Genomic DNA, 22,085 nt, shown 5'->3' with positions numbered 1-22,085 from the left:
AGCTGACATGAAGGGATATTGGTATGTTCCGGCAATAGGAGTTGTCAGCAGTGCGTTATCCATTATCTACCATAGCAACTGGTTTATAGTGATATATTTTATATGGTTGCTTGTTTTATACTATAATCACCGGCTGGGGAAGTTAATTACTTTAACTTCTATAGCCCTCTCCATCTTTTTCTACTTTTACATCCCCAATTTAGATACAATCCTTCTTAAAGAAGCAACCAGTTCATCACAGGAAACGGACTTATTGGGGCATATAGCCAGCCCCATTAATGAGTCGTCTTCCAAACTTGATTTCGTATTAAAAGAGTATACTTCCAACAAGAAAATCCTTATTGTTTACTATAAAAATAAGCAGGAGATAAAACATAATTTAAAGTTTGGAGCCACTTGTAATATTAAAGGTACTCCGGAATTGCCTAGTCGAAGCAGAAATCCTGGACAATTTGATTATCAGTATTTCTTATTGTCAGAAGGGATTACACATGAAGTAGTCGTCAATTCTCTGGAGAATCTTGATTGCAGTGGTTCATCAACGTTGAATAAAGTTCATGTTATCCGAACAAACTTAATAAATTATACTGCAGATAAGCTTAGTCCTCAGACATCAAAGTGGTTAAATGCCCTCGTATTAGGGGATGATTCTCAACTTCCTAAAGAGACTGTTGAACTATTTCAGCGCTGGAATTTGTCGCATTTGTTAGCTATTTCCGGGCTTCATGTTGGGTTGATAGTTGGATTACTATATTTCCTGCTTATTAAGCTTAATATCCTGACTAGGGAAAAAGCACAGTGGGTGATAATCTTCTTTTTACCATTGTACGCTTTAATCGCTGGAGGAGAGCCGTCGGTTTGGCGGGCAAGTTCAATGGTATTACTATTTCTGTTAATAAATAAAGTGAAGTATAAATTCAGCGTAACTGATGTACTCAGTATTGTGTTTATTCTGCTGATTTTAATGGATAAATACATTATCTACAGCATTGGATTTCAATTATCTTTTAGTGTCACTATGGGACTGCTTTTGTCAAAAAGGTGGTTAGCACAAACAAATATATCTGTCTTTTCAATTCTTAAAATCAGTTTTCTCTCTCAGATGGTAATATTGCCACTTCAGTTACAATATTTTTCCACTTTTCAGCCACTTTCCATTTTATTGAATGTCATCGTTGTCCCTTATTTCTCACTCTTTGTAATTCCGCTTATGTTCCTGATGCTACCGTTTTCTCTAATTGCTGGAGCTCTTTTACCTTACATTGAAATACTTTTTTACCGCATACACGAACATTTCATAACCTTTATTTATTTTATTGATCAATATGCATACTATCCATGGGTTATAGGATCGTTTTCACTGGGTGGTACAATAGTGTATTATTCGGTATTGCTTATATTTTTGAAAAAGCTGGAACTTGCAAAGTTAAAACAGTCTTTTTTCTATGGATGTTTACTGACTCTTGTGGTCATGGCTATTGCTCTAAGGCCGTACTTTTCACCGATTGGATCTGTAACGATGCTTGACATTGGCCAGGGAGATGCAATGGTTGTTGAACTTCCCTATCGAAAAGGCGTTATTTTAATCGATGCAGGAGCAAAAATGTCTTTTGAAGATAGTCAGTCAACCCCAGGTGTTTATAAGCAAATTATAAGGCCATATTTATTTTCCAGGGGCATTCAAAAGATAGATGCACTGTTTATTTCACATGAAGATAGTGACCATATGGGGAGCTTGCCGTTTATGTTAGATAATATTGATGTGAATAAGATTATTGTTAGTGAGTATTATAAATTCGACAATGAACTAACCCGTCTATTGAATAAAGCAGAAACTAAAGTTGAACGAATTGATTTAAATAGTGAAATAGTTGTTGGGGAACAGGTTTTTTACGTAATTTCACCAAATCAGGATAAACAAAACACAAACGAAAATTCACTTGTCTTATATACAACTTTTGGAGGAAAGTCCTGGCTTTTTACGGGGGACATTGGAATGGAAACAGAGAAAGAAATTTTAGCTTTATATCCTAATTTGAAAGTTGATGTATTAAAGGTCGCGCATCATGGCAGTAATTCCTCAACAGGTAAGGATTTTCTGGAACAAATTATGCCGACGTATGCGCTAATATCTGTTGGTTTACATAACAGTTATGGTCATCCGCACGACGAAGTAATTACAACACTTGAAGAGCAAAGCGTGGTATTATTCAGAACCGATAAGCACGGTGCAATACAATATTATTTTAAAGAAGATGATGGAACGTTTTTTACGTATTTACCATAGGCTGTAAATGTACACAAAAAGAGACTGCATAATGTCAGTCTCTTTCTTAAAGCAGTTAAAGTATAACTGCATAAGTGCAACTAAGGCTTTTGCCGTTACGGATTGGCGAAAAGCTGCGTTTTCTAAGTATTCATTTAATTACTGATTTAAGAACCAGCTACACTAATTACCGCACCTATGGTAAAAATTAGGACAAAGAAAAGAAATGAGAATCCAAAACCTTTAATTGAATCTACAACATCATTATTTTTTGATTGTACGTCCCTTTCAAATTCGTTCATATCTACCCCTCCTATACAGACTTAAGTATAAAATAAATACATAAAAAAATCTACTTATGTCCTAAAAATTTCACACAAAATTAAAAGTCCCCATATTTAGTAAGAGTTAACATCTATACTTTTGATTTTACAGGTAAATCTATAACTAAACAAACATCGTTTAAAATACAGTTTCTAGAGCTGAATTTTAAGCGTTTATATAGATTGCGGAGGGGAATTATTAATTTAATTCTCCTCTTTCCATTTTACCCTGAACCGTTTGGTAAGAAACTATGTTACTTTTTGCTTCACTAAATAGTGTGTCCTGAAGGTGGAATAAGCTATGCCGAGCAACCAGCAAACCTCCTCATTACAATAAGACTATATCGGCTCTGTTAGTAGAAGGCCGACTAATGGCGCCAACGTCTGCATATCCCTATGAAGGGCCATGTTACTCTTATCTCATTGAGAAAATAAGAAGCCCGATTAACTCCGCCACTTGCCCCCCACCCGCGTTGCTCGTGCGCAGCTTGTACGTTGCCAATCGGGTGCTTGAGCTTTACTAATTACTAATTGCAATCATTAGAATCAGTCTTCTAAAAAAACCCCTTGCTATTCCGCTGGATACGATTTACGATTGTTTATATCGTATTGGAGTGAATAGTATGGCATACTCAGAGGTATTACAGCAAGTAAAAAAGAAGCAAATAAAACCAGTATATTTATTATATGGAACAGAAACTTATTTCATACAAAATATTACAAAGTACATAACAAAAGCAGTATTATCAGATGAGGACAATGAAAATTTATCTACGTATGATCTGGAAGAGACACCCATTCAAGAGGTGATTGCTGACGCTGAAACCTACCCGTTTTTTGGAGAAAAAAAATTAATTATCGCCAGTAACGCTTCGTTTTTAAAGGCTAAGCCTGATAAATTGTCCTTTGAACATGATTTGGAAGTGTTAAGCCATTACCTAACTGAACCTGTCGATTATTCAGTGATCGTACTAATAGCGCCATATGAAAAAATTGACGAACGAAAAAAACTAAGCAAGGCGCTTAAAAAAAATGGCGTTGTTGCAGCCTGTAACCCAATAAAGGACTATGAACTGAGGAGCTGGATAACGAATCTTGCCGGAAGTTTGAAAATAACTATTGAAGAAGATGCTTATGAAATGCTTGAGACAGAGCTTTCTACTGACCTGCATCTGTTGCGAAGTGAACTTTCCAAACTCTCATTGTATGTCGGTGAAGGTGGACTTGTTACGAAAGAAATTGCTGAAGATCTAATATCACATACCGCAAGTAACTCTTCCTTACGTCTGGTAGACGCCGTAATTGAACGAAATTTATTTAAAGCTGTTTCCATTTACAAAGATCTGGAAAAAATGAAAGAGGAGCCTATTGGGTTAATTGCTTTGTTGGCATTTCAATTTCGAACCATATTACGAGTCAAACTTTTAAAGCAAAAAGGATACAGTCAGGCTCAGATGCAAAAACAACTTTCGACACACCCCTATGTAATAAAAATTGCTATGAGCAGGGAAAGCAAGTTTACAGTTAGCAGATTGCAGGATATCATCGTAAAATTAACCGAGGCCGATGCAAATATAAAACAGGGGAAAATGGAGAAGGAACTTGCCTTTGAACTATTGTTACATGATTTGGTACAGCCATGAATGTAAAACAGCTTAAAATAAAACTTGGGGTTATCGAACGGTTACAGGAGACGTTATTTTAATTAGAAAACTTGGCTTATCACCAACCAGAAATGTAGATAAGCCCTAGTTGCACTTATGCAGTGAGAAAGTCTTGATTGCTATAAAGGTGACCTTTTCGACTCGGACACACTCGGACACAGTTGCCCTATTTTACCTATATCATGGTTAATAGAGGGAATTTCTTCCATAAGAGGCACCTGGTGTTCGAAAACACCACTATTTTCGTGGGCTTTCCACCGAATAAGGTCTCCAGTGTCCGCCAAACCTCAAATATTCTATATGAAATCATTAATTTGATTACAAATTCATTTTCATGATAGATGGTGCTGCGCTTTAGGCAGCCGTGTAAATAAAAAACGATCCTTTAACAGGGATCGTTTTGTTTGTTTGCGCCTTTGTTTTTATGCACTTAGTTCATTCACTTTTTTATTTAAGCGAGATTTTTGGCGATCACCTTTATTTTGGTGAATTACACCTTTTTGTACAGCTTTATCAATTTTCTTAACAGTTGTTTGTAAAGCAGATTTTGCACCTTCTACATCTTTTGCTTCAACCAACTTCTCTACGCGTTTGATTTGTGAACGCATATCTGATTTATATTGCAGGTTTTGATCATGTTTTGATTTGTTTGTTTCTACACGTTTGATTGCAGATTTAATATTAGCCATTGTTTCACCTCCTAAACAAACACCTTATCGTTACATTATTAGAAAACTTGGCATACGCCAAGCCTTACAATAGATAAGCCTTTATTGCACTTATGCAGTAAGAAAGGATTTGTACTCTCTTAACTGCTAACAAATGACATTTTACCAAACGAGTGCAACCTTTTCAATAGGTTTATTTCGCTCTCGTATGTTTTTTATTGAAATAGTTAAGCCTATAGATAGAAATAGCCTATAAAAGTAAAAAGGAGCTTCGGTAATGAAAGAAAATGAGAAACAATATCAGGTTCGAACAGATCTTGCTGTAGAAGCTAAGGATATGTATGTAGAGAAAGAAAATGAAAAGCAGCAATTAGAAGGCGTCTCGGTTACAGAAAGACAAGAAGACAATATAACAGTATCATACGTTGAAGTAGATGCTAAAGGCGAGGAACTAATAGGTAAAAAACCGGGAACATATATCACTATCTATGCTGATGGGGTTAAAAAGCAGGATACAAAGCGTCAGGAAACAGCAGCAAAGATATTTGCAGGAGAACTGGAACACTTACTCGAGAAAAATAAAGTCCCATTGGATGGACATGGTTTAATCGTTGGACTTGGAAACTGGAATGTAACACCAGATGCATTGGGTCCAATGACAATAGATAAAGTTATGGTAACCAGCCATTTGTTTCAGATGGAGCATGAATCAGTGTCGGAAGGCTATCGTCCCGTCGCAGCGGTAACTCCTGGTGTAATGGGAGTAACTGGAATGGAAACAAGTGATATTATTTTTGGCATTGTAGAGAAATTTAATCCTGACTTTGTTATTGCAGTTGATGCACTTGCATCAAGGTCGATTGAACGTGTGAATGAGACTATCCAGATATCTGACACGGGGATACATCCTGGTTCTGGTGTTGGCAACAAACGTAAGGAGTTAAGTGAGGAAACACTGGGAATACCTGTATTTGCTATCGGTGTACCAACAGTGGTTGATGCAGTAACAATAACAAGTGATACGATTGATTTTATATTAAAGCATTTTGGAAGGGAATGGAACGAAAAAGACAACCCTAAGAAGTCGTTAGCACCTGCGAGTATGTCTTTTGGTAATAAAGAATTTACAGAAGAAGACTTACCAGATGAAGAAAAACGTGACACTTTTCTTGGAGTAGTTGGTAATTTAACAGAAGAAGAAAAGAGAGCGTTAATAAAAGAAGTGCTGACACCAATAGGACATAATTTAATGGTCACTCCAAAAGAAGTAGATGGTTTTATGAAGGATATGGCTACTTTAATTGCGACTGGCTTAAATGCAGCGCTTCACGAAAAAGTAACGGTAGAAAACTTCGCATCTTATACAAGGTAATCACTCTTGTATATCTCTATCATTTTTGAAGTTTTAAAAGAATTTGTTCTAGCTTCTGAAGTTTTTTCATAGATTTTACCATTGAGGATTACTTCAGAAGGGGTGGAACCATGTATCTCGGGAATGAACAAAATAATGGGAAGAAAAAGGTATTGAAGCACTTCTATAAAAAAAGTGGCATTTACTTTATATGTGTAATTATCTTATTCGTTGTTATAGGGTTTTTAACTACAGTTGCACCAGCATATCGATTCTCTTCCCATACGATAACAACCTGGACTAGTGACCTTGATAGTTCCACCTTTCTCTATCTGATGGGAATGGAGAATAGAGCATTTAAGGAAGCATATCCAAAAGACAAGGATTTACCAAACTTGTCAAGTGTTGCATTTCAAATGGCGACAAGTATCAAACCTAATGACACACGAAGTTTACTGGGGCGAGAGTTACCTGGACTCTCTACTTATGAAAATGAAATAATAATTGCTGGTGAAGGAACCGATTATACCAACTTGCCAGTTGAGTCGGCACCCCCTCTTGATGAAATTTTGAAAGATAGAGAAGCAGTCGTCGATGAATCAAACGAACCTGAAGATCCAAAAGAGGAACCAGAAACAGAAAATGAAAATGAAGACGACCAATTAAATACCGGCGATAAAGACGTTGTATTTATTTACAACACACATAATAGAGAATCTTTTTTACCGCATTTACCAGATGTTACTGACCCTGATTTGGCACAACATGGTGAAGTGAATATTACGAAAGTTAGTGAGAGGCTCTCTAAATCATTAGAATCAAATGGAATCGGGACAAGTGTTGACGATACAGATATTATGAAAATATTAAACAATAACGGATGGGAATACGGCCAATCTTACACAGCTTCAAGGAAAGTCGTAAAAGAAGCTTTTGCATCCAATGATGAGATACAGTATGTGTTTGATTTACATCGTGATTCACAACGACGGGATAAAACGACGATTGAAATTAATGGGAAATCATATGCACGAATAGCTTTTGTAGTAGGAGCGGAATACCCAAGTTATGAGAAAAATCTATCATTAGCTAACGATCTGCATAATCTGATTGAAAAAAAGTACCCTGGTTTAAGTAGAGCTGTTATTACAAAAAAAGGACCTAGAAGTAATGGTGTATATAATCAGGACTTATCTCAAAACTCACTTGTGATTGAATTCGGAGGAGTCGACAATAATCTGAAGGAGTTATATCGGACTGCAGATGCGGTTGCTGATGTATTTAGTGAACTGTATTGGGATGCTGAAAAAGTAAATAAAAACCAGTAGGAGGAATTTTATATGCGATCTCTAGTTGTTCTATTGTTACTTGCACTGTTCTTTCTTGTTGGTATAGTAGTGGGATTAGATCGAGGAGAAAATGAAAACAACCCAATTCAAAATACTGAAAATACAATAACCCAAGAAAAAGCAGATGAGAAACAAGTTGTGGCAGTGGAAAAAACAACTAGTGAAGATATAATGAAAGCAGAAGCTCCAGAACATTTTACTCAGAAAACGGCCACATTCCTAGAAGCTAGTGTACAAGGTTTTTATGAAATTGTCGTAGAAGTTATTTATCAGATTGTTCAAGTCTTTTTTTAAGTGTGTATAAAAAAGGAGATAAAAAAGGACCAAGTTGGCTAAGTTCGCAACATCCTCGAAAATATAGGACGATTTTCTTCGTGCGATGTTTACTCTGGAAGTTTCCTGCAGCGTAGCTTTAGTAGCGGACTTGTACAGGAATTACTGACTTCTTCATTGACGATTAACGTGGGTGATTTTAATAGAAGGTCCTTAATCCCTAATAGTGAGCACAAGGATAGCTACCCTGAATACGCATCGCGCGCAGGAAAAGAGCTTTTCTTTTACAAGCAACGGAAACGGAAAATCAATCTAACGAAAAATTCTATGTGTCATGTTTACCGGATTTTTAAACAACCTCTTTAAAGGGAATTCTATTACTCACTCCTTTAGTCCTTGATTGTATGTGATGCAGTTGCTATAATCAATGCTAGTTATTGACGTCTTAAATTTGCACTTTTATTGGTGAAACGGTAAAAGACAAGTAGGAGTGAGCATCACTTATGGTGAAGAAACAAAATAATGTACGCAATTTTTCGATTATAGCGCATATTGATCACGGAAAATCAACCTTGGCTGATCGAATTCTCGAAAATACAAAAGCATTGACGCAGCGGGAAATGAAAGAACAGTTTCTTGATGCGATGGACTTAGAACGGGAACGTGGTATAACAATAAAATTGAATGCTGTGCAGCTTCATTATGAAAACAAAACTGGTGAAGATTATACATTTCATTTAATAGATACGCCTGGACATGTCGATTTTACATATGAAGTATCGAGAAGTCTAGCAGCATGTGAAGGTGCAATACTGGTTGTTGATGCGGCTCAGGGAATTGAAGCTCAGACTTTAGCGAATGTTTACCTTGCGTTGGATAATGAATTGGAAATCATTCCTGTTATTAATAAAATAGATCTTCCAAATGCTGATCCTGAACGGGTAGCCCAGGAGCTTGAAGATGTCATCGGTATTGATAAAGATGATGTTATTTTAGCTTCTGCCAAAGATAATATTGGGGTTGATGAAATACTGAATCGGATTGTTACAGATATACCTGCACCATCCGGTGATCCAGACTCCCCTTTAAAGGCTCTTATCTTTGACTCGCTGTATGATCCTTATCGCGGTGTTATTGCTTATGTTTGTATTAAAGATGGTTCCGTAAAGGTTGGCGACAAAATTAAAATGATGGCAACTGGAAAGGAATTTGAAGTTAACGAAATCGGTGTCTTTACACCAAAACCTGTAGCAAAAGATGAATTAACTGTTGGTGATGTTGGGTTCCTTACAGCATCGATTAAAAATGTGGGTGATACGCAGGTTGGTGATACTGTTACACATACCAATAACCAGGCTGAAACACCATTACCTGGTTACCGCAGATTAAATCCTATGGTTTTTTGCGGACTATTCCCGATTGATTCAAATAAATATAATGATTTACGTGAAGCATTAGAACGATTGGAGTTAAACGACTCATCATTGCAATACGAAGCAGAGACTTCGCAGGCACTAGGCTTTGGATTCCGCTGTGGTTTTCTGGGTTTATTACATATGGAAATTATTCAGGAAAGAATCGAACGTGAGTTTAATATCGACTTAATTACAACAGCACCAAGTGTAATTTATGAGGTAGAGCAGACTGATGATACAACGATTGAAGTGGATAATCCATCCGTTATGCCAGACCCGCAAATTATTAAAGAAATTCATGAACCATTCGTAAAGGCGACCATCATGGTGCCAAATGATTTTGTTGGACCTGTTATGGAAATCGCTCAAAAAAAGCGTGGGCAATTTATCGACATGGAATATTTGGATGATGTACGTGTAAACGTCGTTTATCAAATTCCGCTTTCAGAAATTGTGTACGACTTCTTTGATCAATTAAAATCACACACAAAAGGCTATGCCTCCTTTGATTATGATTTAATTGGCTATCATCCATCAAACCTTGTGAAGATGGATATATGGCTGAATGGTGAAACAATTGACGCATTATCGTTTATTGTGCACCGTGATTTTGCCTATGAGCGAGGAAAGCTGATTGTTGACAAATTGAAGGATCTCATTCCAAGACAGCAATTTGAAGTACCTGTACAGGCGGCAATCGGAAATAAAATTGTCGCACGATCCACAATTAAAGCAATGCGTAAGAATGTTTTATCTAAATGTTACGGTGGAGACATAACACGTAAACGTAAATTATTGGAAAAACAAAAAGAAGGTAAAAAGCGTATGAAAATGGTAGGATCGGTTGAAGTGCCACAAGAAGCGTTTATGGCTGTTTTACAAATGGATGATGATTAATTTATTAAGGGAGAACTTATGGCATTCCTGCTTTAAGTTCATCCCTTTTCTTAGCGGTAAGAAAGTATAAATACTTACTGCATAAGTGAAACTCAGGCTTAACTGTATTATAGCTTGCACTCCAAGTATATGGTGTTCTAAGAAAGCAAATACGCTTTCGTAAGAATCCAAGATAAGCCGAGTTTTCTAAGCATTGGAGAGGATAATTGTGATTAAATCCGTTTATATTCATATACCATTTTGTCAGCAAATCTGTCATTATTGTGATTTTACTAAGTTTTTTTATAATGAGAAATTAGCTACAGAATATATAGAGGCACTTGCAAATGAAATAAACACAAATGTTACTGGTACGAAGAACAATGTAAATACTATATTTATCGGTGGAGGCACGCCTACCTCATTAAATATGGATCAATTACGTTCTTTAATGAAAATAATTGACCAAAAGTTTGATATTGAGAATTGTCAGGAATTCACAATTGAATCGAATCCTGGTGATTTTGACGAAGAGAAAATTAAATTGTTACGTAGTTATGGTGTCAACAGGGTTTCTTTGGGTGTACAAGTGTTTGATGACAAAATGCTGGAAGAATTAGGACGATTGCATAAGGTGAAAGACGTATATACTACCATTAATCAATTACGGCAGCATGGTTTTTATAACATCAGTATTGATCTTATTTATGCCCTGCCGAACCAGACAGTTGAACAGTTTAAGAAATCGTTGGACGAAGCCGTATCGTTCGGACTTCCTCATTATTCGACATATGCATTGCAAATTGAACCTAAAACGGTCTTTTACCAACGTCATAAAAAGGGAAAACTGCACCGTCCTCCAGAGGAGTCAGAAGTGCAAATGTATGAGGTGTTAAAAGAAACAATGCGGGCAGAAGGTGTCGACCACTATGAAATAAGTAATTTTGCCAAACCAGGTTACGAAAGTCAGCATAACCTGACCTATTGGAATAATGAACATTATTACGGGTTTGGGGCTGGAGCTCACGGATATCTCCCTGGTAAACGGACAGGAAATATTAGACCATTACCTGCCTATGTAAAAAAAGCTATGGAAACAGGGAAGCCGGTATTAAATACAGAAGAAATCAGTACCAAAGAAATGATTGAAGAAGAAATGTTTCTTGGGTTACGTAAAACGGAAGGAATAAACAAGAATCGTTTTCACGAAAGATTCGGCTTTTCCTATGAAAGTCTCTATAGAAATGCTGTGTCTTCATTAAAACGAAAAGGATGGCTGGCTGAGAATGAAACTAACCTTCATTTGACCGACCAAGGTATGTTATTTGGTAATGAGGTTTTTGCACAATTTTTATTAGAAGAAAAAGATTTAATGCTTGTGCGTTGACAAAAAAATAAGGATTTGATAATTTATTAATAGCATTAGCACTCGAGTGGATGGAGTGCTAACAGAGGTGATCATCATGTTAACAGAAAGACAATTACTGATATTACAAGTCATAATTGATGATTTCATAGAGTCAGCACAACCAGTAGGCTCACGTGCTATATCTAAAAAAGGAGACATAGCTTTTAGTTCAGCCACTATACGAAATGTGATGGCTGACCTGGAAGAGATGGGGTTTCTTGAAAAAACACATTTATCATCTGGCCGTATTCCTTCTGAAAAGGGCTACCGCTATTATGTCGATCACCTAGTCTCACCACAAGTAACAGAAGGTGATAAAAAGCTTATTAATAACGTTATACAAGATGGTTTTTTTGAATTTGAACAGGTTGTACAAAAATCTGCCCAAATACTTTCCGATATTACTAATTACACTTCAATTATATTAGGGCCGGAAGTATTTGAGACAAAATTGAAACAACTGCAGATTGTCACATTGTCATCACAAACTGCTGTTGCAATATTAGTAACCAATACGGGGCATGTGGAACATCGTTCATTTTCAATTCCGGAAGAAATAAGTGCATCGGATCTTGAAAAAATGGTAAACATTTTGAATGATCGGTTGCATGGTGTACCTATTGTAAGGTTACCTGAAAAGTTAAATACGGAAATTGTCGATGTCATGAATAAGTACATTACGGATTTTGAAAAATCGTATGATTATTTGAAAGCCGCCTTTTTTAATGACAATCCTGTAAAATTATATTTTGGCGGCAAAACAAATATTTTAATGCAGCCTGAGTTCAAAGATATTGACAAAATACGTTCATTTTATTCCATGATGGAGAAGGAAGATGAAATAGCCAACCTTCTTAAGGATACTACCAATGGCATTAAAGTAAGGATAGGACATGAGAACAAAGTAGATGCTATCAAAGATTTGAGTCTAATCACGGCTACGTATCAATTAAATGATGAACAAATGGGTACAATAGCACTGCTAGGTCCTACCCGTATGGAGTATAAGAGGGTTGTTAATTTACTAAACACATTATCACTTGAAATGTCAGATGCACTGTATTTGTGGTATAAAAATAATGAGTGAAACAAGTCTCAAGAAGGTACATCGAATTGATGGGAGGCTAATCCCATCACTTCTTCATGTATATATGTTTATTTATAAAGCTATTCGTGATATATTCTAACGTGGCAATTTTATACGAGGAGGTGGCAGTAAATGGAAGAACAGAATAGGGATACAACGCAAACAACTGAGAAAAATGAGGAAAATATTACTGAAGTAATCGACAATACTGATCAAGACGGAGTGCAGCAAATGGGCTCTGATGAAAGTAAGATGGAAAGCCTAAAAGCAGAAGTAGACCAACTCAAGCAGGAGAAAGAAGAACTTCATCAGCGAGTACTTCGAACACAAGCAGAATTTGATAACTTCAAAAAACGTTCGCAAAAGGAAAAAGAGGCGGAACGTAAATATAAAGCAGAAGACCTTGTGAATGAATTACTTCCTGCAATTGACAATTTTGAGCGAGCATTACAAGTAGAAGTAAACGATGCTGGTGAAGGATTTGTAGATGGCATATCGATGGTATACAGACAATTAAAAGACGCATTAAAAGCACAAGGTGTTGAAGAAATAGAATGTGTAGGCGAAACATTTGACCCAACTGTACATCATGCTGTTATGCAAGTAGAAGAAGAAGATACGGAATCTAATACAGTAACGGAAGAATTGCAAAAAGGGTACATGCTAAAAGATAAAGTTATTCGACCAGCAATGGTTAAAGTAAATAAGTAAATGGATAAGTAGTGAAGGAGGAAGTTTATCATGAGTAAAATAATTGGAATTGATCTAGGAACAACAAATTCATGTGTATCAGTAATGGAAGGTGGAGAAGCGGTAGTTATTCCGAATCCGGAAGGCAACCGTACTACACCATCAGTAGTTGCATTTAAAAATGGCGAACGACAAGTTGGGGAAGTAGCAAAACGTCAAGCAATTACAAACCCTAACACAATTCAGTCAATCAAACGTCATATGGGTACAGACTATAAAGTTAAAATTGAAGATAAAGAGTATACACCACAGGAAGTCTCGGCAATTATCTTGCAGCACATCAAATCCTACGCTGAAGATTACTTAGGTGAAGATGTAGAAAAAGCTGTTATTACTGTTCCTGCATACTTTAATGATGCAGAACGCCAAGCAACAAAAGATGCTGGTAAAATAGCTGGTTTGGAAGTTGAACGTATTATCAATGAACCTACAGCTGCAGCATTAGCATATGGAATTGACAAAGAAGATCAGGATCAAACAATTCTTGTATATGACTTAGGTGGAGGAACATTCGACGTGTCCATCCTGGATATTGGTGATGGTACATTTGAAGTTGTTTCAACAGCTGGCGATAACCGCTTAGGTGGGGATGACTTTGACGAAGTTATCATTGATCACATGGTTAAAGAATTTAAAAAAGAGAATGGTATTGACCTTTCACAGGATAAAATGGCTAAGCAACGCTTGAAAGATGCAGCAGAAAAAGCCAAGAAAGACTTATCAGGCGTATCACAAACTCAAATTTCACTTCCATTTATCACTGCAGGTGATGCTGGTCCATTGCATTTGGAAATGAACTTGACTCGCGCTAAATTCGATGAACTATCTTCTGATTTGGTTGAACGTACAATGAAACCAACTCGAAAAGCACTAAAAGACGCTGATTTATCAGCTGATAAGATTAATAAAGTAATTCTTGTTGGTGGATCAACACGGATTCCAGCAGTTCAGGATGCAATTAAACGTGAAATTGGCAGTGAACCATCTAAAGGTGTAAATCCTGATGAAGTTGTTGCTCTAGGTGCTGCAATCCAAGGTGGCGTACTTCAGGGTGATGTAAAAGATGTTGTGTTATTGGACGTTACACCTCTTTCATTAGGTATTGAAACAATGGGTTCAGTGACTACTAAGCTAATTGAGCGGAATACTACAATTCCAACAAGTGAGTCACAAGTATTCTCGACTGCTGCAGATAATCAAACAGCTGTAGATATTCATGTGCTTCAGGGTGAACGTGAAATGGCCGCAGATAATAAAACATTAGGTCGTTTCCAATTAACAGATATTCCACCAGCACCAAGAGGTGTTCCTCAAATCGAAGTATCATTCGATATTGATGCTAATGGTATCGTAAATGTTCGCGCTAAAGATAAGGGAACAAATAAAGAGCAGTCCATCACAATCAAATCTTCTTCAGGTTTATCTGATGAAGAGGTTGAACAAATGGTCAAAGATGCAGAAGAGAATGCAGAGGAAGATAAGAAACGCCGTGAAGAAATTGAGTTGCGTAATGAAGCAGAACAGCTTATCTTCACTACTGATAAGACAATTAAGGATCTTGGTGAAAAGGTATCTGACGAAGAAAAACAAAGTGCTGAAGATGCTAAAGATGAACTTCAAAAAGCAATTGATGCAGATGATATTGAACAAATTAAAGAAAAGAAAGAAGCTTTACAAGAACAGGTACAACAGCTTTCTGTTAAACTATATGAACAAATGCAACAAGATGCAGAAGCAGAACAGGGTCAAGAAGAAGGACAAGGTTCTGAAGATGTAGAAGACGCAGATTACAAAGAAGTTGACGATGAAGAGAATAATAAATAATTAAGCTGAATCAATTGATTAAAGTCAAAGTCAGGAGTCTCTTGGCTTTGACTTTTTACTCTTTTAATGTTTATTTGCTATAAAGGAGCAATTGATGATAAGATAAAATTTATGCAATAGTGTCCGGGAGAGTGATTTACAAGTGAGTAAGCGCGATTATTATGAAGTACTTGGAATTGATAAAAGTGCTTCCAAAGATGAAATAAAAAAAGCATACCGTAAATTGGCAAGAAAGTATCACCCAGATGTAAACAGTGAAGAAGATTCAGCGGAGAAGTTTAAAGAGGCAAAGGAAGCATATGAAGTACTGAGCAATGAGCAAAAACGTCAGCAATATGATCAGTTTGGTCATGCTGGTGCACAAGGTCAAGGCTTCGGTGGCTTTGGAGGCGGTGCACAGGACTTCGGAGGTTTTGGAGATATTTTCGATATGTTCTTTGGTGGAGGAGGTCGCAGACGTGATCCAAATGCCCCTCAACAAGGTGCTGATTTACAGTATTCTATGATTTTAGAATTTGAAGAAGCTATCTTTGGTAAAGAAACAGATGTTAGTATACCAAAAGAAGAAGAATGTGACACGTGTGATGGGTCTGGTGCTAAACCTGGTACAAAGACAAAAACATGTTCACATTGCGAAGGTTCAGGCCAATTAAATACGGAACAAAACACACCATTTGGCCGTGTTGTTAATCGTCGTGTTTGTCATCATTGTAATGGTACAGGTAAAATTATTCCTGAAAAATGTAATACGTGTGGAGGAACTGGTAAAGTAAGAAAGCAAAACAAAATCCACATTTCTATCCCTGCAGGTATCGATGAAGGACAGCAAATCCGTGTCTCTGGAAAGGGCGAAGCTGGTGTTAATGGCGGGCCACCAGGTGACTTGTATGTTGTAATTCAAGTAAAATCACACGAATTCTTTGAGCGTGAAGGGGATCATATATTCTGTGAATTACCTGTAACCTTTGTTCAGGCAGCACTTGGTGATGAAATAGAAGTACCAACCGTGCACGGTAATGTTATGCTGAAAATAACTGCCGGAACACAAACAGGCAAAGTCTTTCGACTGAAGGGCAAAGGTGCGCCAAATGTTAGAGGAACTGGTCACGGTGATCAACATGTACAAGTACGTGTGATTACACCAAATAAATTAACTGATCGTCAAAAAGAATTGTTGCGTGAATTTAATGATATTAGTGGAAACGAAGCAACAGATGAACAAGAAAGTTCCTTTTTCCAACGGTTTAAGAACGCATTTAAAAGCTAAATGATTGTTACACTTTTGATATATACTGCGAACTAAACGGAAAAATGGTTGAGTGCTATGACACCGCTTCTGAAATACACTTCACCTAGGGCGGCTGATGAGCCTCCTTGCTCCTACGTCGCTGCGTAGTCTCATCTAGGCGCAAGCTCCCACAGGAGTCTACGTGTATTTCCTTCGCTGTTGACTCGAGTAGGAATCGCTATAGAATAATTATGTGACAACACTACACTAGTCCGGGTGAGCGGAGGGCGGTGACTCCTGCGGGAAAAGCAACTGCTGAAGATCCCGCAGGAAGCGGTTTTGGCTTCCGAGGAAGCTGAAGCGTTGCCCTAAGGTGCGCATCCGCCCGGAGCGATCCCGGATGGCGCGTGAGAGTTTATAGAAATTATTCTAGCAGTTAGTTCGCATTTTATATCAACGGTGAAGATTTTATAGGAACAAAAAATACAAGTATTAAGAGCGGTGTTACTGCAACACCGCGTACATAAATGATTTTACTCCTCTAAAGAAATGAGTGGATTGATTTGAAATGGTCAGAAATATGCATTCATACGACTAATGAGGCTATTGAACCAATTTCTAATATTCTACATGAAACCGGGTCAAGCGGTGTTGTTATAGAAGATCCGCTTGATTTAACAACTGAACGTGATGATTTTTTTGGTGAGATTTACGAATTAAATGTGGATGAATACCCAGAAGAGGGTGTTTACATAAAGGCATACTTACCAGTAAATAGTTTTTTAGGTGAAACAGTTAATGAAATTAAGCAAGCTATTAACAATTTAATGCTATACGATATTAATTTAGGAAGAAACCAAATAACCTTAAGCGAAATACATGAAGAAGAATGGGCAACAGCATGGAAAAAATTCTATAAACCAGTTAAGATATCAAAAAAGATTACAATTATTCCAACCTGGGAGGACTATGAAACTGTATCAAGTGATGAGGTGATTATCGAACTTGATCCAGGTATGGCATTTGGTACTGGAACACACCCGACAACCGTTTTAAGTATTCAGGGTATAGAACGATATATAGAGGAAAATGATAATGTTATAGATGTGGGCTGTGGTTCTGGAGTATTAAGCATTGCTTCAGGGTTATTGGGCGCCAAGGAAGTTTATGCATTTGATTTGGATGATGTAGCAGTGAAGAGCACCAAATTAAATGCAAAGCTGAATAAGGTAAATAATAAAGTTATTACCAAACAGAATAACCTGCTTGATCGTGTTAATATGAAGGCAGATATGATCGTTTCCAATATTTTAGCTGAGATAATCGTCAGGTTTGTGGAGGATGCATGGAATAATCTCAAACCGAACGGTATATTTATTACATCCGGCATTATCCAAGCAAAGAAACAAACGGTGGTTGATAAACTAAACCAACAGGGTTTTCGTATTCTGGAAATAAATGAAATGGAAGATTGGGTTTCCATAATAGCTAGGAAGAAGAATCAATAGAAAAGTGGTGCTTAGCTTTGCAACGCTATTTTGTTCCCGAAACTAATTGGGGAAAAGATGAGGTTATTATTAAGGCAGATGACGCACATCATATAAATCGAGTGATGAGATTACAGGCCGGAGATAATATCATATGTAATCACCCGAATGGTATAGCAGCAATATGTGAAATTACATCATTAAATAATGATAGTGTCCAGTTAGTTATTACGGAATGGTTAGACGAGTCGTCTGAACTACCAATTGAAGTTACAATTGCGCAAGGGTTGCCTAAAAGTGATAAGTTTGAATTGGTATTGCAAAAAGGTACAGAACTTGGTGCAACTGCATTCACACCAATTCAAGCAGAACGTTCTGTAGTCGTTTGGGATGCAAAAAAAGCCGAAAAGAAACTCAAACGCTATTCTAAAATTGTTAAAGAAGCAAGCGAGCAAAGTCACCGAACTAAAATACCACAAATTAATGGCGTCACAACAATAGATAAGTTAATTGATGAAAGTTCTGTGTATGATATAAAATTGTTTGCATATGAGGAAGAAGCAAAAACATCAGAGTTTCAATCATTTGGAACAATTATTAGTAAAATGAAAATTGGGGATAAAGTGTTAGTTTGTATTGGCCCAGAGGGTGGGTTTTCCGAAAAAGAAGCAGATCAATTAAAGCAGCATGGTTTTAATTCTGTTCGGTTAGGACCACGTATATTACGAACTGAAACAGCTTCTTTATATGTGTTAGCGAGTATTTCTTACCAATTTGAAGAATTGAGGTGCAGATAATGCCGACAGTAGCATTCCATACTTTAGGATGCAAAGTTAATCATTATGAGACTGAAGGAATTTGGAACATGTTTAAAGATAACGGTTATGAACGTGTTGATTTTGATCATCAGTCTGATGTATATGTAATTAATACATGTACAGTAACAAACACAGGGGATAAAAAAAGCAGACAAGTAATCAGAAGGGCCGTCCGCAAAAATCCTGAAGCGGTTATTTGTGTAACAGGCTGCTATGCTCAAACTTCTCCAGGTGAGATAATGGAGATACCAGGTGTCGACGTAATTGTCGGAACACAAAATAGAAAACAAATGATTAGTTACATTGAAGAACACCAAAAAACACGTGAACCAATTAATGGTGTAACGAACATAATGAAAAACCGTGTGTTTGAGGAAATGGATGTACCAGAATTCACCGATAGAACACGCGCATCGCTGAAAATTCAAGAGGGATGTAACAACTTCTGTACATTCTGTATTATTCCTTGGTCAAGGGGATTGTTGCGATCGAGAGACCCTGAGAATGTAGTATCACAAGCTCAGAATTTAGTTGACGCAGGGTATAAGGAAATCGTTTTAACCGGTATTCACACTGCTGGATATGGGGAAGATATGAATGATTATAACTTTGCAAAACTACTTCATGAATTAGAAACGAATGTTGATGGGCTGAAACGGATTCGTATTTCATCTATCGAGGCAAGTCAAATTACAGATGAAGTAATCGATGTACTTGATAAATCAACTAAAATCGTCCGTCACTTGCACATTCCTCTGCAATCAGGTTCTGACTCAGTATTAAATCGTATGCGGAGAAAGTATTCCAGCGCATTTTATAAACAAAAGGTAGACAAAATCCGTAAAGCTCTACCCGGCTTGGCAATCACATCAGATGTAATTGTTGGCTTCCCAGGAGAAACGGATGAGGAGTTTATGGAAACCTTCAACTTTATTAAAGATGTTGGCTATTCAGAACTGCACGTCTTTCCATTTTCGAGACGAACGGGGACACCTGCGGCACGAATGAAAGATCAAGTTGATGAGGACGTAAAAAATGATCGCGTACATCAAATGATTGAGCTTTCAAACCAATTAGCAAAAGAATATGCTTCTGACTATGAAAATGAAGTGCTGGAAGTTATTCCGGAAGAACGTGTATCTGAAGAAGATACAGAGTATTTGGTTGGCTATACAGATAACTATTTAAAAGTGCGTTTTAAAGGGAGTCAAGATCTAATTGGAAAAATCGTTCGAATAAAGATAAGAAAATCTGGCTATCCGTATAACGAAGGCACATTTGTCCGTGTTATGGACGATGCCACAAACTCAAATATAAAAGCAACTTCTTAATACCGAACATTACTTGTGTATTATAATTTATTATGCAACATAAATAAGATTTGATGCAAAATGCATTACCATACATGAAAGGAAGATATACATGAATATGGATTTAGCTAAATATATTGATCATACCCAATTAAAACCAGATACAAAAAAAGAGAAAATTGCCCAGATTGTAAAAGAAGCAAGTGAAAACGGTTTTGCTTCAGTTTGTGTAAATCCGTATTGGGTACCTTTTTGTTATGATAATTTAAAGAATACTGAAGTTAAAGTGTGTACTGTTATTGGTTTCCCATTAGGAGCTACATCTACAGAAACTAAAGTGTTTGAAACAAAGCAAGCTATTAAAGATGGGGCTACAGAAGTGGATATGGTTATTAATGTTGGGGAACTAAAGTCAAACAATGATGAAGCAGTTAAAAATGATATTCAAGCTGTAGTTAACGCTGCAGAAGGTAATGCACTAATAAAGGTCATTATTGAGACTTCATTGTTGACCGATGACGAAAAAGTACGGGCATGTAAACTAGCTAAACAGGCTCGAGCAGATTTTGTGAAAACTTCCACAGGATTTTCCGGTGGTGGTGCATCTGTTCATGATATTAAGCTTATGCGTGAAACAGTAGGAAGTGAAATGGGTGTTAAAGCATCAGGTGGTGTTCGTGACCTTGAATCCACAAAAGCCATGATCGATGCTGGTGCCACTAGGATTGGTGCTAGTGCAGGTGTTGATATAATTGCTGGAAATAAAGGGACAGATACCTATTAACATTAAAGGCTATTTTTAAAGGTTTGTTTTAATGTGTATGAATTGGCAGCATAATTTGGGTTGGACGTTAAACAACCTTAAAAAAAGTCCCTAAGAAAAGTGCCTGATTGAAACAGGATTACAAGTGATAAAGAATATTTTTAAGTTGACCTGTAAGTAGGGTTATATTATAATTGTCAGAGACATGGGATATTATTCATGTCTGTACATTTTTGTTTTTTGCTTCGGAGGGAGGGAAATTAGCATGTCAAATACAACTCGCATTCGTAAAAACGAGTCTCTTGAGGATGCTCTTCGTCGCTTTAAGCGTAGTGTGTCAAAAAGTGGTACACTACAAGAATATCGTAAGCGTGAACACTATGAAAAGCCTAGTGTTAAACGTAAGAAGAAGTCTGAAGCTGCTAGAAAGCGCAAATTCTAAAGAGGGTGCAAGAGCATGACAATATTAGAACAGCTGAACCAAGATATGAAGCAAGCCATGAAAAACAAAGATAAAGATACACTTGGTGTTGTTAGAATGGTGAAAGCTTCAATTCAAAATGAATCGATTAAACTTGGTAACAAAGAACTTTCTGAGGACGAAGAGTTAACTGTCCTTTCCAGAGAGTTAAAGCAAAGGAAAGATTCCCTCCAAGAATTTAAATCAGCTGGACGCGATGATCTTGTTAAAAAACTTGAAATTGAAATCAATATTTTACAAGAATATATGCCAGAACAGATATCAGAAGCTGAGTTAGAGGCATTAGTTCAGTCTACGATTCAGGAAGTAAATGCAACTTCCAAAAAAGATATGGGAAAAGTTATGAGTGCAATTATGCCTAAAGTTAAGGGTCAGGCTGATGGAGCACAAATTAACAGGCTAGTTCAAAAAAATTTAAATTAACTAATGATTCAAAAGGCCTTGTCAGATTTGACGAGGCTTTTTCATTGTATAGGAAATTATAAAATTTAAGTGCTGTGGATAATTGGACATCAGAATCTGCGACGTCCAGCTCCGACGTACAGGACGTACTAGTGCCGGTGACGCCACAGGACGTGGCGTTCTCACCGGCCAGCGCCTAGCGCCTAGTGGACTTCCCTCCCCGTGTCTACGATAAGAAATATTTACCTGTTTATGATACTATTTAACTAATAGGAAAAATGAAACCATTTACATATATAAATCGTATGTATAACTGGTGGGATAATAGAAAGGGGGGATGCT

Annotated in this window: 19 protein-coding genes; 17 read left to right on the top strand and 2 right to left on the bottom strand. The window is 37.0% G+C overall.

Annotation, left to right across the window (positions count from 1 at the left end):
* The first annotated feature begins 7 nt into the window (after nucleotides 1-7).
* Complete coding sequence (locus ACE1TG_RS01050; RefSeq protein WP_375050499.1) at nucleotides 8-2,287, top strand: DNA internalization-related competence protein ComEC/Rec2; 2,280 nt, start codon at nucleotides 8-10, stop codon at nucleotides 2,285-2,287.
* Between the two features lie 146 nt (nucleotides 2,288-2,433).
* On the opposite strand, the gene ACE1TG_RS01045 is transcribed toward ACE1TG_RS01050, so the two are convergent.
* Nucleotides 2,434-2,568, bottom strand: a complete 135-nt coding sequence (locus ACE1TG_RS01045; RefSeq protein ID WP_375050498.1) for a YqzM family protein — start codon at nucleotides 2,566-2,568, stop codon at nucleotides 2,434-2,436.
* Nucleotides 2,569-3,212: 644 nt separating this feature from the next.
* On the opposite strand from ACE1TG_RS01045, the gene holA reads away from it, so the two are divergent.
* A complete protein-coding gene (gene holA / locus ACE1TG_RS01040; protein ID WP_375050497.1) occupies nucleotides 3,213-4,232 on the top strand; it encodes a DNA polymerase III subunit delta in 1,020 nt (339 codons plus the stop codon).
* A gap of 443 nt (nucleotides 4,233-4,675) precedes the next feature.
* On the opposite strand, the gene rpsT is transcribed toward holA, so the two are convergent.
* Entirely contained in the window at nucleotides 4,676-4,942 is a 267-nt protein-coding gene (gene rpsT, locus ACE1TG_RS01035; protein ID WP_375050496.1) for a 30S ribosomal protein S20, read from the bottom strand.
* A gap of 256 nt (nucleotides 4,943-5,198) precedes the next feature.
* Between rpsT and gpr the strand changes: the two genes are divergently transcribed.
* The 15 genes from gpr to ACE1TG_RS00960 all read left to right on the top strand — a co-directional run bounded on the left by gpr (nucleotide 5,199) and on the right by ACE1TG_RS00960 (nucleotide 21,764).
* Nucleotides 5,199-6,293, top strand: coding sequence for a GPR endopeptidase (gene gpr / locus ACE1TG_RS01030; protein WP_375050495.1), 1,095 nt, complete (start codon nucleotides 5,199-5,201; stop codon nucleotides 6,291-6,293).
* Between the two features lie 110 nt (nucleotides 6,294-6,403).
* Complete coding sequence (gene spoIIP, locus ACE1TG_RS01025) at nucleotides 6,404-7,600, top strand: stage II sporulation protein P (RefSeq protein WP_375050494.1); 1,197 nt, start codon at nucleotides 6,404-6,406, stop codon at nucleotides 7,598-7,600.
* A 12-nt stretch (nucleotides 7,601-7,612) separates the two neighbouring features.
* On the top strand, nucleotides 7,613-7,915 hold the full coding sequence (locus ACE1TG_RS01020) for a hypothetical protein (RefSeq protein WP_375050493.1): 303 nt from the start codon (nucleotides 7,613-7,615) through the stop codon (nucleotides 7,913-7,915).
* Between the two features lie 482 nt (nucleotides 7,916-8,397).
* Nucleotides 8,398-10,206, top strand: a complete 1,809-nt coding sequence (gene lepA, locus ACE1TG_RS01015) for a translation elongation factor 4 (RefSeq protein ID WP_375050492.1) — start codon at nucleotides 8,398-8,400, stop codon at nucleotides 10,204-10,206.
* A gap of 205 nt (nucleotides 10,207-10,411) precedes the next feature.
* Nucleotides 10,412-11,572, top strand: a complete 1,161-nt coding sequence (gene hemW, locus ACE1TG_RS01010) for a radical SAM family heme chaperone HemW (RefSeq protein WP_375050731.1) — start codon at nucleotides 10,412-10,414, stop codon at nucleotides 11,570-11,572.
* Between the two features lie 76 nt (nucleotides 11,573-11,648).
* Nucleotides 11,649-12,680, top strand: a complete 1,032-nt coding sequence (hrcA, locus tag ACE1TG_RS01005) for a heat-inducible transcriptional repressor HrcA (protein ID WP_375050491.1) — start codon at nucleotides 11,649-11,651, stop codon at nucleotides 12,678-12,680.
* Between the two features lie 132 nt (nucleotides 12,681-12,812).
* A complete protein-coding gene (grpE, locus tag ACE1TG_RS01000) occupies nucleotides 12,813-13,391 on the top strand; it encodes a nucleotide exchange factor GrpE (RefSeq protein WP_375050490.1) in 579 nt (192 codons plus the stop codon).
* A gap of 30 nt (nucleotides 13,392-13,421) precedes the next feature.
* Nucleotides 13,422-15,254, top strand: coding sequence for a molecular chaperone DnaK (gene dnaK, locus ACE1TG_RS00995; protein ID WP_375050489.1), 1,833 nt, complete (start codon nucleotides 13,422-13,424; stop codon nucleotides 15,252-15,254).
* A 142-nt stretch (nucleotides 15,255-15,396) separates the two neighbouring features.
* Nucleotides 15,397-16,521 (top strand): molecular chaperone DnaJ, encoded by a 1,125-nt coding sequence (gene dnaJ, locus ACE1TG_RS00990; protein WP_375050488.1) that lies wholly within the window; start codon nucleotides 15,397-15,399, stop codon nucleotides 16,519-16,521.
* 524 nt (nucleotides 16,522-17,045) lie between these two features.
* Nucleotides 17,046-17,990, top strand: coding sequence for a 50S ribosomal protein L11 methyltransferase (gene prmA, locus ACE1TG_RS00985; protein WP_375050487.1), 945 nt, complete (start codon nucleotides 17,046-17,048; stop codon nucleotides 17,988-17,990).
* 17 nt (nucleotides 17,991-18,007) lie between these two features.
* Nucleotides 18,008-18,766, top strand: coding sequence for a 16S rRNA (uracil(1498)-N(3))-methyltransferase (locus ACE1TG_RS00980; RefSeq protein WP_375050486.1), 759 nt, complete (start codon nucleotides 18,008-18,010; stop codon nucleotides 18,764-18,766).
* Nucleotides 18,766-20,118: a tRNA (N(6)-L-threonylcarbamoyladenosine(37)-C(2))-methylthiotransferase MtaB gene (gene mtaB, locus ACE1TG_RS00975; protein ID WP_375050485.1), complete on the top strand. Its 1,353-nt coding sequence runs from the start codon at nucleotides 18,766-18,768 to the stop codon at nucleotides 20,116-20,118. Before ACE1TG_RS00980 ends, mtaB begins: the two co-directional genes overlap by 1 nt.
* Nucleotides 20,119-20,209: 91 nt before the next feature.
* Entirely contained in the window at nucleotides 20,210-20,881 is a 672-nt protein-coding gene (gene deoC / locus ACE1TG_RS00970; RefSeq protein WP_375050484.1) for a deoxyribose-phosphate aldolase, read from the top strand.
* Between the two features lie 244 nt (nucleotides 20,882-21,125).
* Nucleotides 21,126-21,302 (top strand): 30S ribosomal protein S21, encoded by a 177-nt coding sequence (gene rpsU, locus ACE1TG_RS00965; RefSeq protein WP_375050483.1) that lies wholly within the window; start codon nucleotides 21,126-21,128, stop codon nucleotides 21,300-21,302.
* A 15-nt stretch (nucleotides 21,303-21,317) separates the two neighbouring features.
* Nucleotides 21,318-21,764 (top strand): GatB/YqeY domain-containing protein, encoded by a 447-nt coding sequence (locus ACE1TG_RS00960; RefSeq protein ID WP_375050482.1) that lies wholly within the window; start codon nucleotides 21,318-21,320, stop codon nucleotides 21,762-21,764.
* The last annotated feature ends 321 nt before the right edge of the window (nucleotides 21,765-22,085 follow it).

This window comes from Virgibacillus sp. JSM 102003, assembly GCF_041949995.1.
In the GTDB taxonomy this organism is placed as follows: Bacteria; Bacillota; Bacilli; order Bacillales; family Amphibacillaceae; genus Lentibacillus.
Note: the sequence above shows the minus strand (reverse complement) of the source record. Positions and strands in the feature narration are given on the sequence as shown.

Coding starts and splice junctions, on each gene's coding strand:
- ACE1TG_RS00960 (WP_375050482.1), top strand. CDS start 21,318: ATGACAATATTAGAACAGCTGAACCAAGATATGAAGCAAGCCATGAAA.
- ACE1TG_RS01020 (WP_375050493.1), top strand. CDS start 7,613: ATGCGATCTCTAGTTGTTCTATTGTTACTTGCACTGTTCTTTCTTGTT.
- ACE1TG_RS01045 (WP_375050498.1), bottom strand. CDS start 2,568: ATGAACGAATTTGAAAGGGACGTACAATCAAAAAATAATGATGTTGTA.
- rpsU (WP_375050483.1), top strand. CDS start 21,126: ATGTCAAATACAACTCGCATTCGTAAAAACGAGTCTCTTGAGGATGCT.
- rpsT (WP_375050496.1), bottom strand. CDS start 4,942: ATGGCTAATATTAAATCTGCAATCAAACGTGTAGAAACAAACAAATCA.
- dnaK (WP_375050489.1), top strand. CDS start 13,422: ATGAGTAAAATAATTGGAATTGATCTAGGAACAACAAATTCATGTGTA.
- deoC (WP_375050484.1), top strand. CDS start 20,210: ATGAATATGGATTTAGCTAAATATATTGATCATACCCAATTAAAACCA.
- spoIIP (WP_375050494.1), top strand. CDS start 6,404: ATGTATCTCGGGAATGAACAAAATAATGGGAAGAAAAAGGTATTGAAG.
- ACE1TG_RS01050 (WP_375050499.1), top strand. CDS start 8: ATGAAGGGATATTGGTATGTTCCGGCAATAGGAGTTGTCAGCAGTGCG.
- mtaB (WP_375050485.1), top strand. CDS start 18,766: ATGCCGACAGTAGCATTCCATACTTTAGGATGCAAAGTTAATCATTAT.
- hrcA (WP_375050491.1), top strand. CDS start 11,649: ATGTTAACAGAAAGACAATTACTGATATTACAAGTCATAATTGATGAT.
- gpr (WP_375050495.1), top strand. CDS start 5,199: ATGAAAGAAAATGAGAAACAATATCAGGTTCGAACAGATCTTGCTGTA.
- holA (WP_375050497.1), top strand. CDS start 3,213: ATGGCATACTCAGAGGTATTACAGCAAGTAAAAAAGAAGCAAATAAAA.
- lepA (WP_375050492.1), top strand. CDS start 8,398: ATGGTGAAGAAACAAAATAATGTACGCAATTTTTCGATTATAGCGCAT.
- grpE (WP_375050490.1), top strand. CDS start 12,813: ATGGAAGAACAGAATAGGGATACAACGCAAACAACTGAGAAAAATGAG.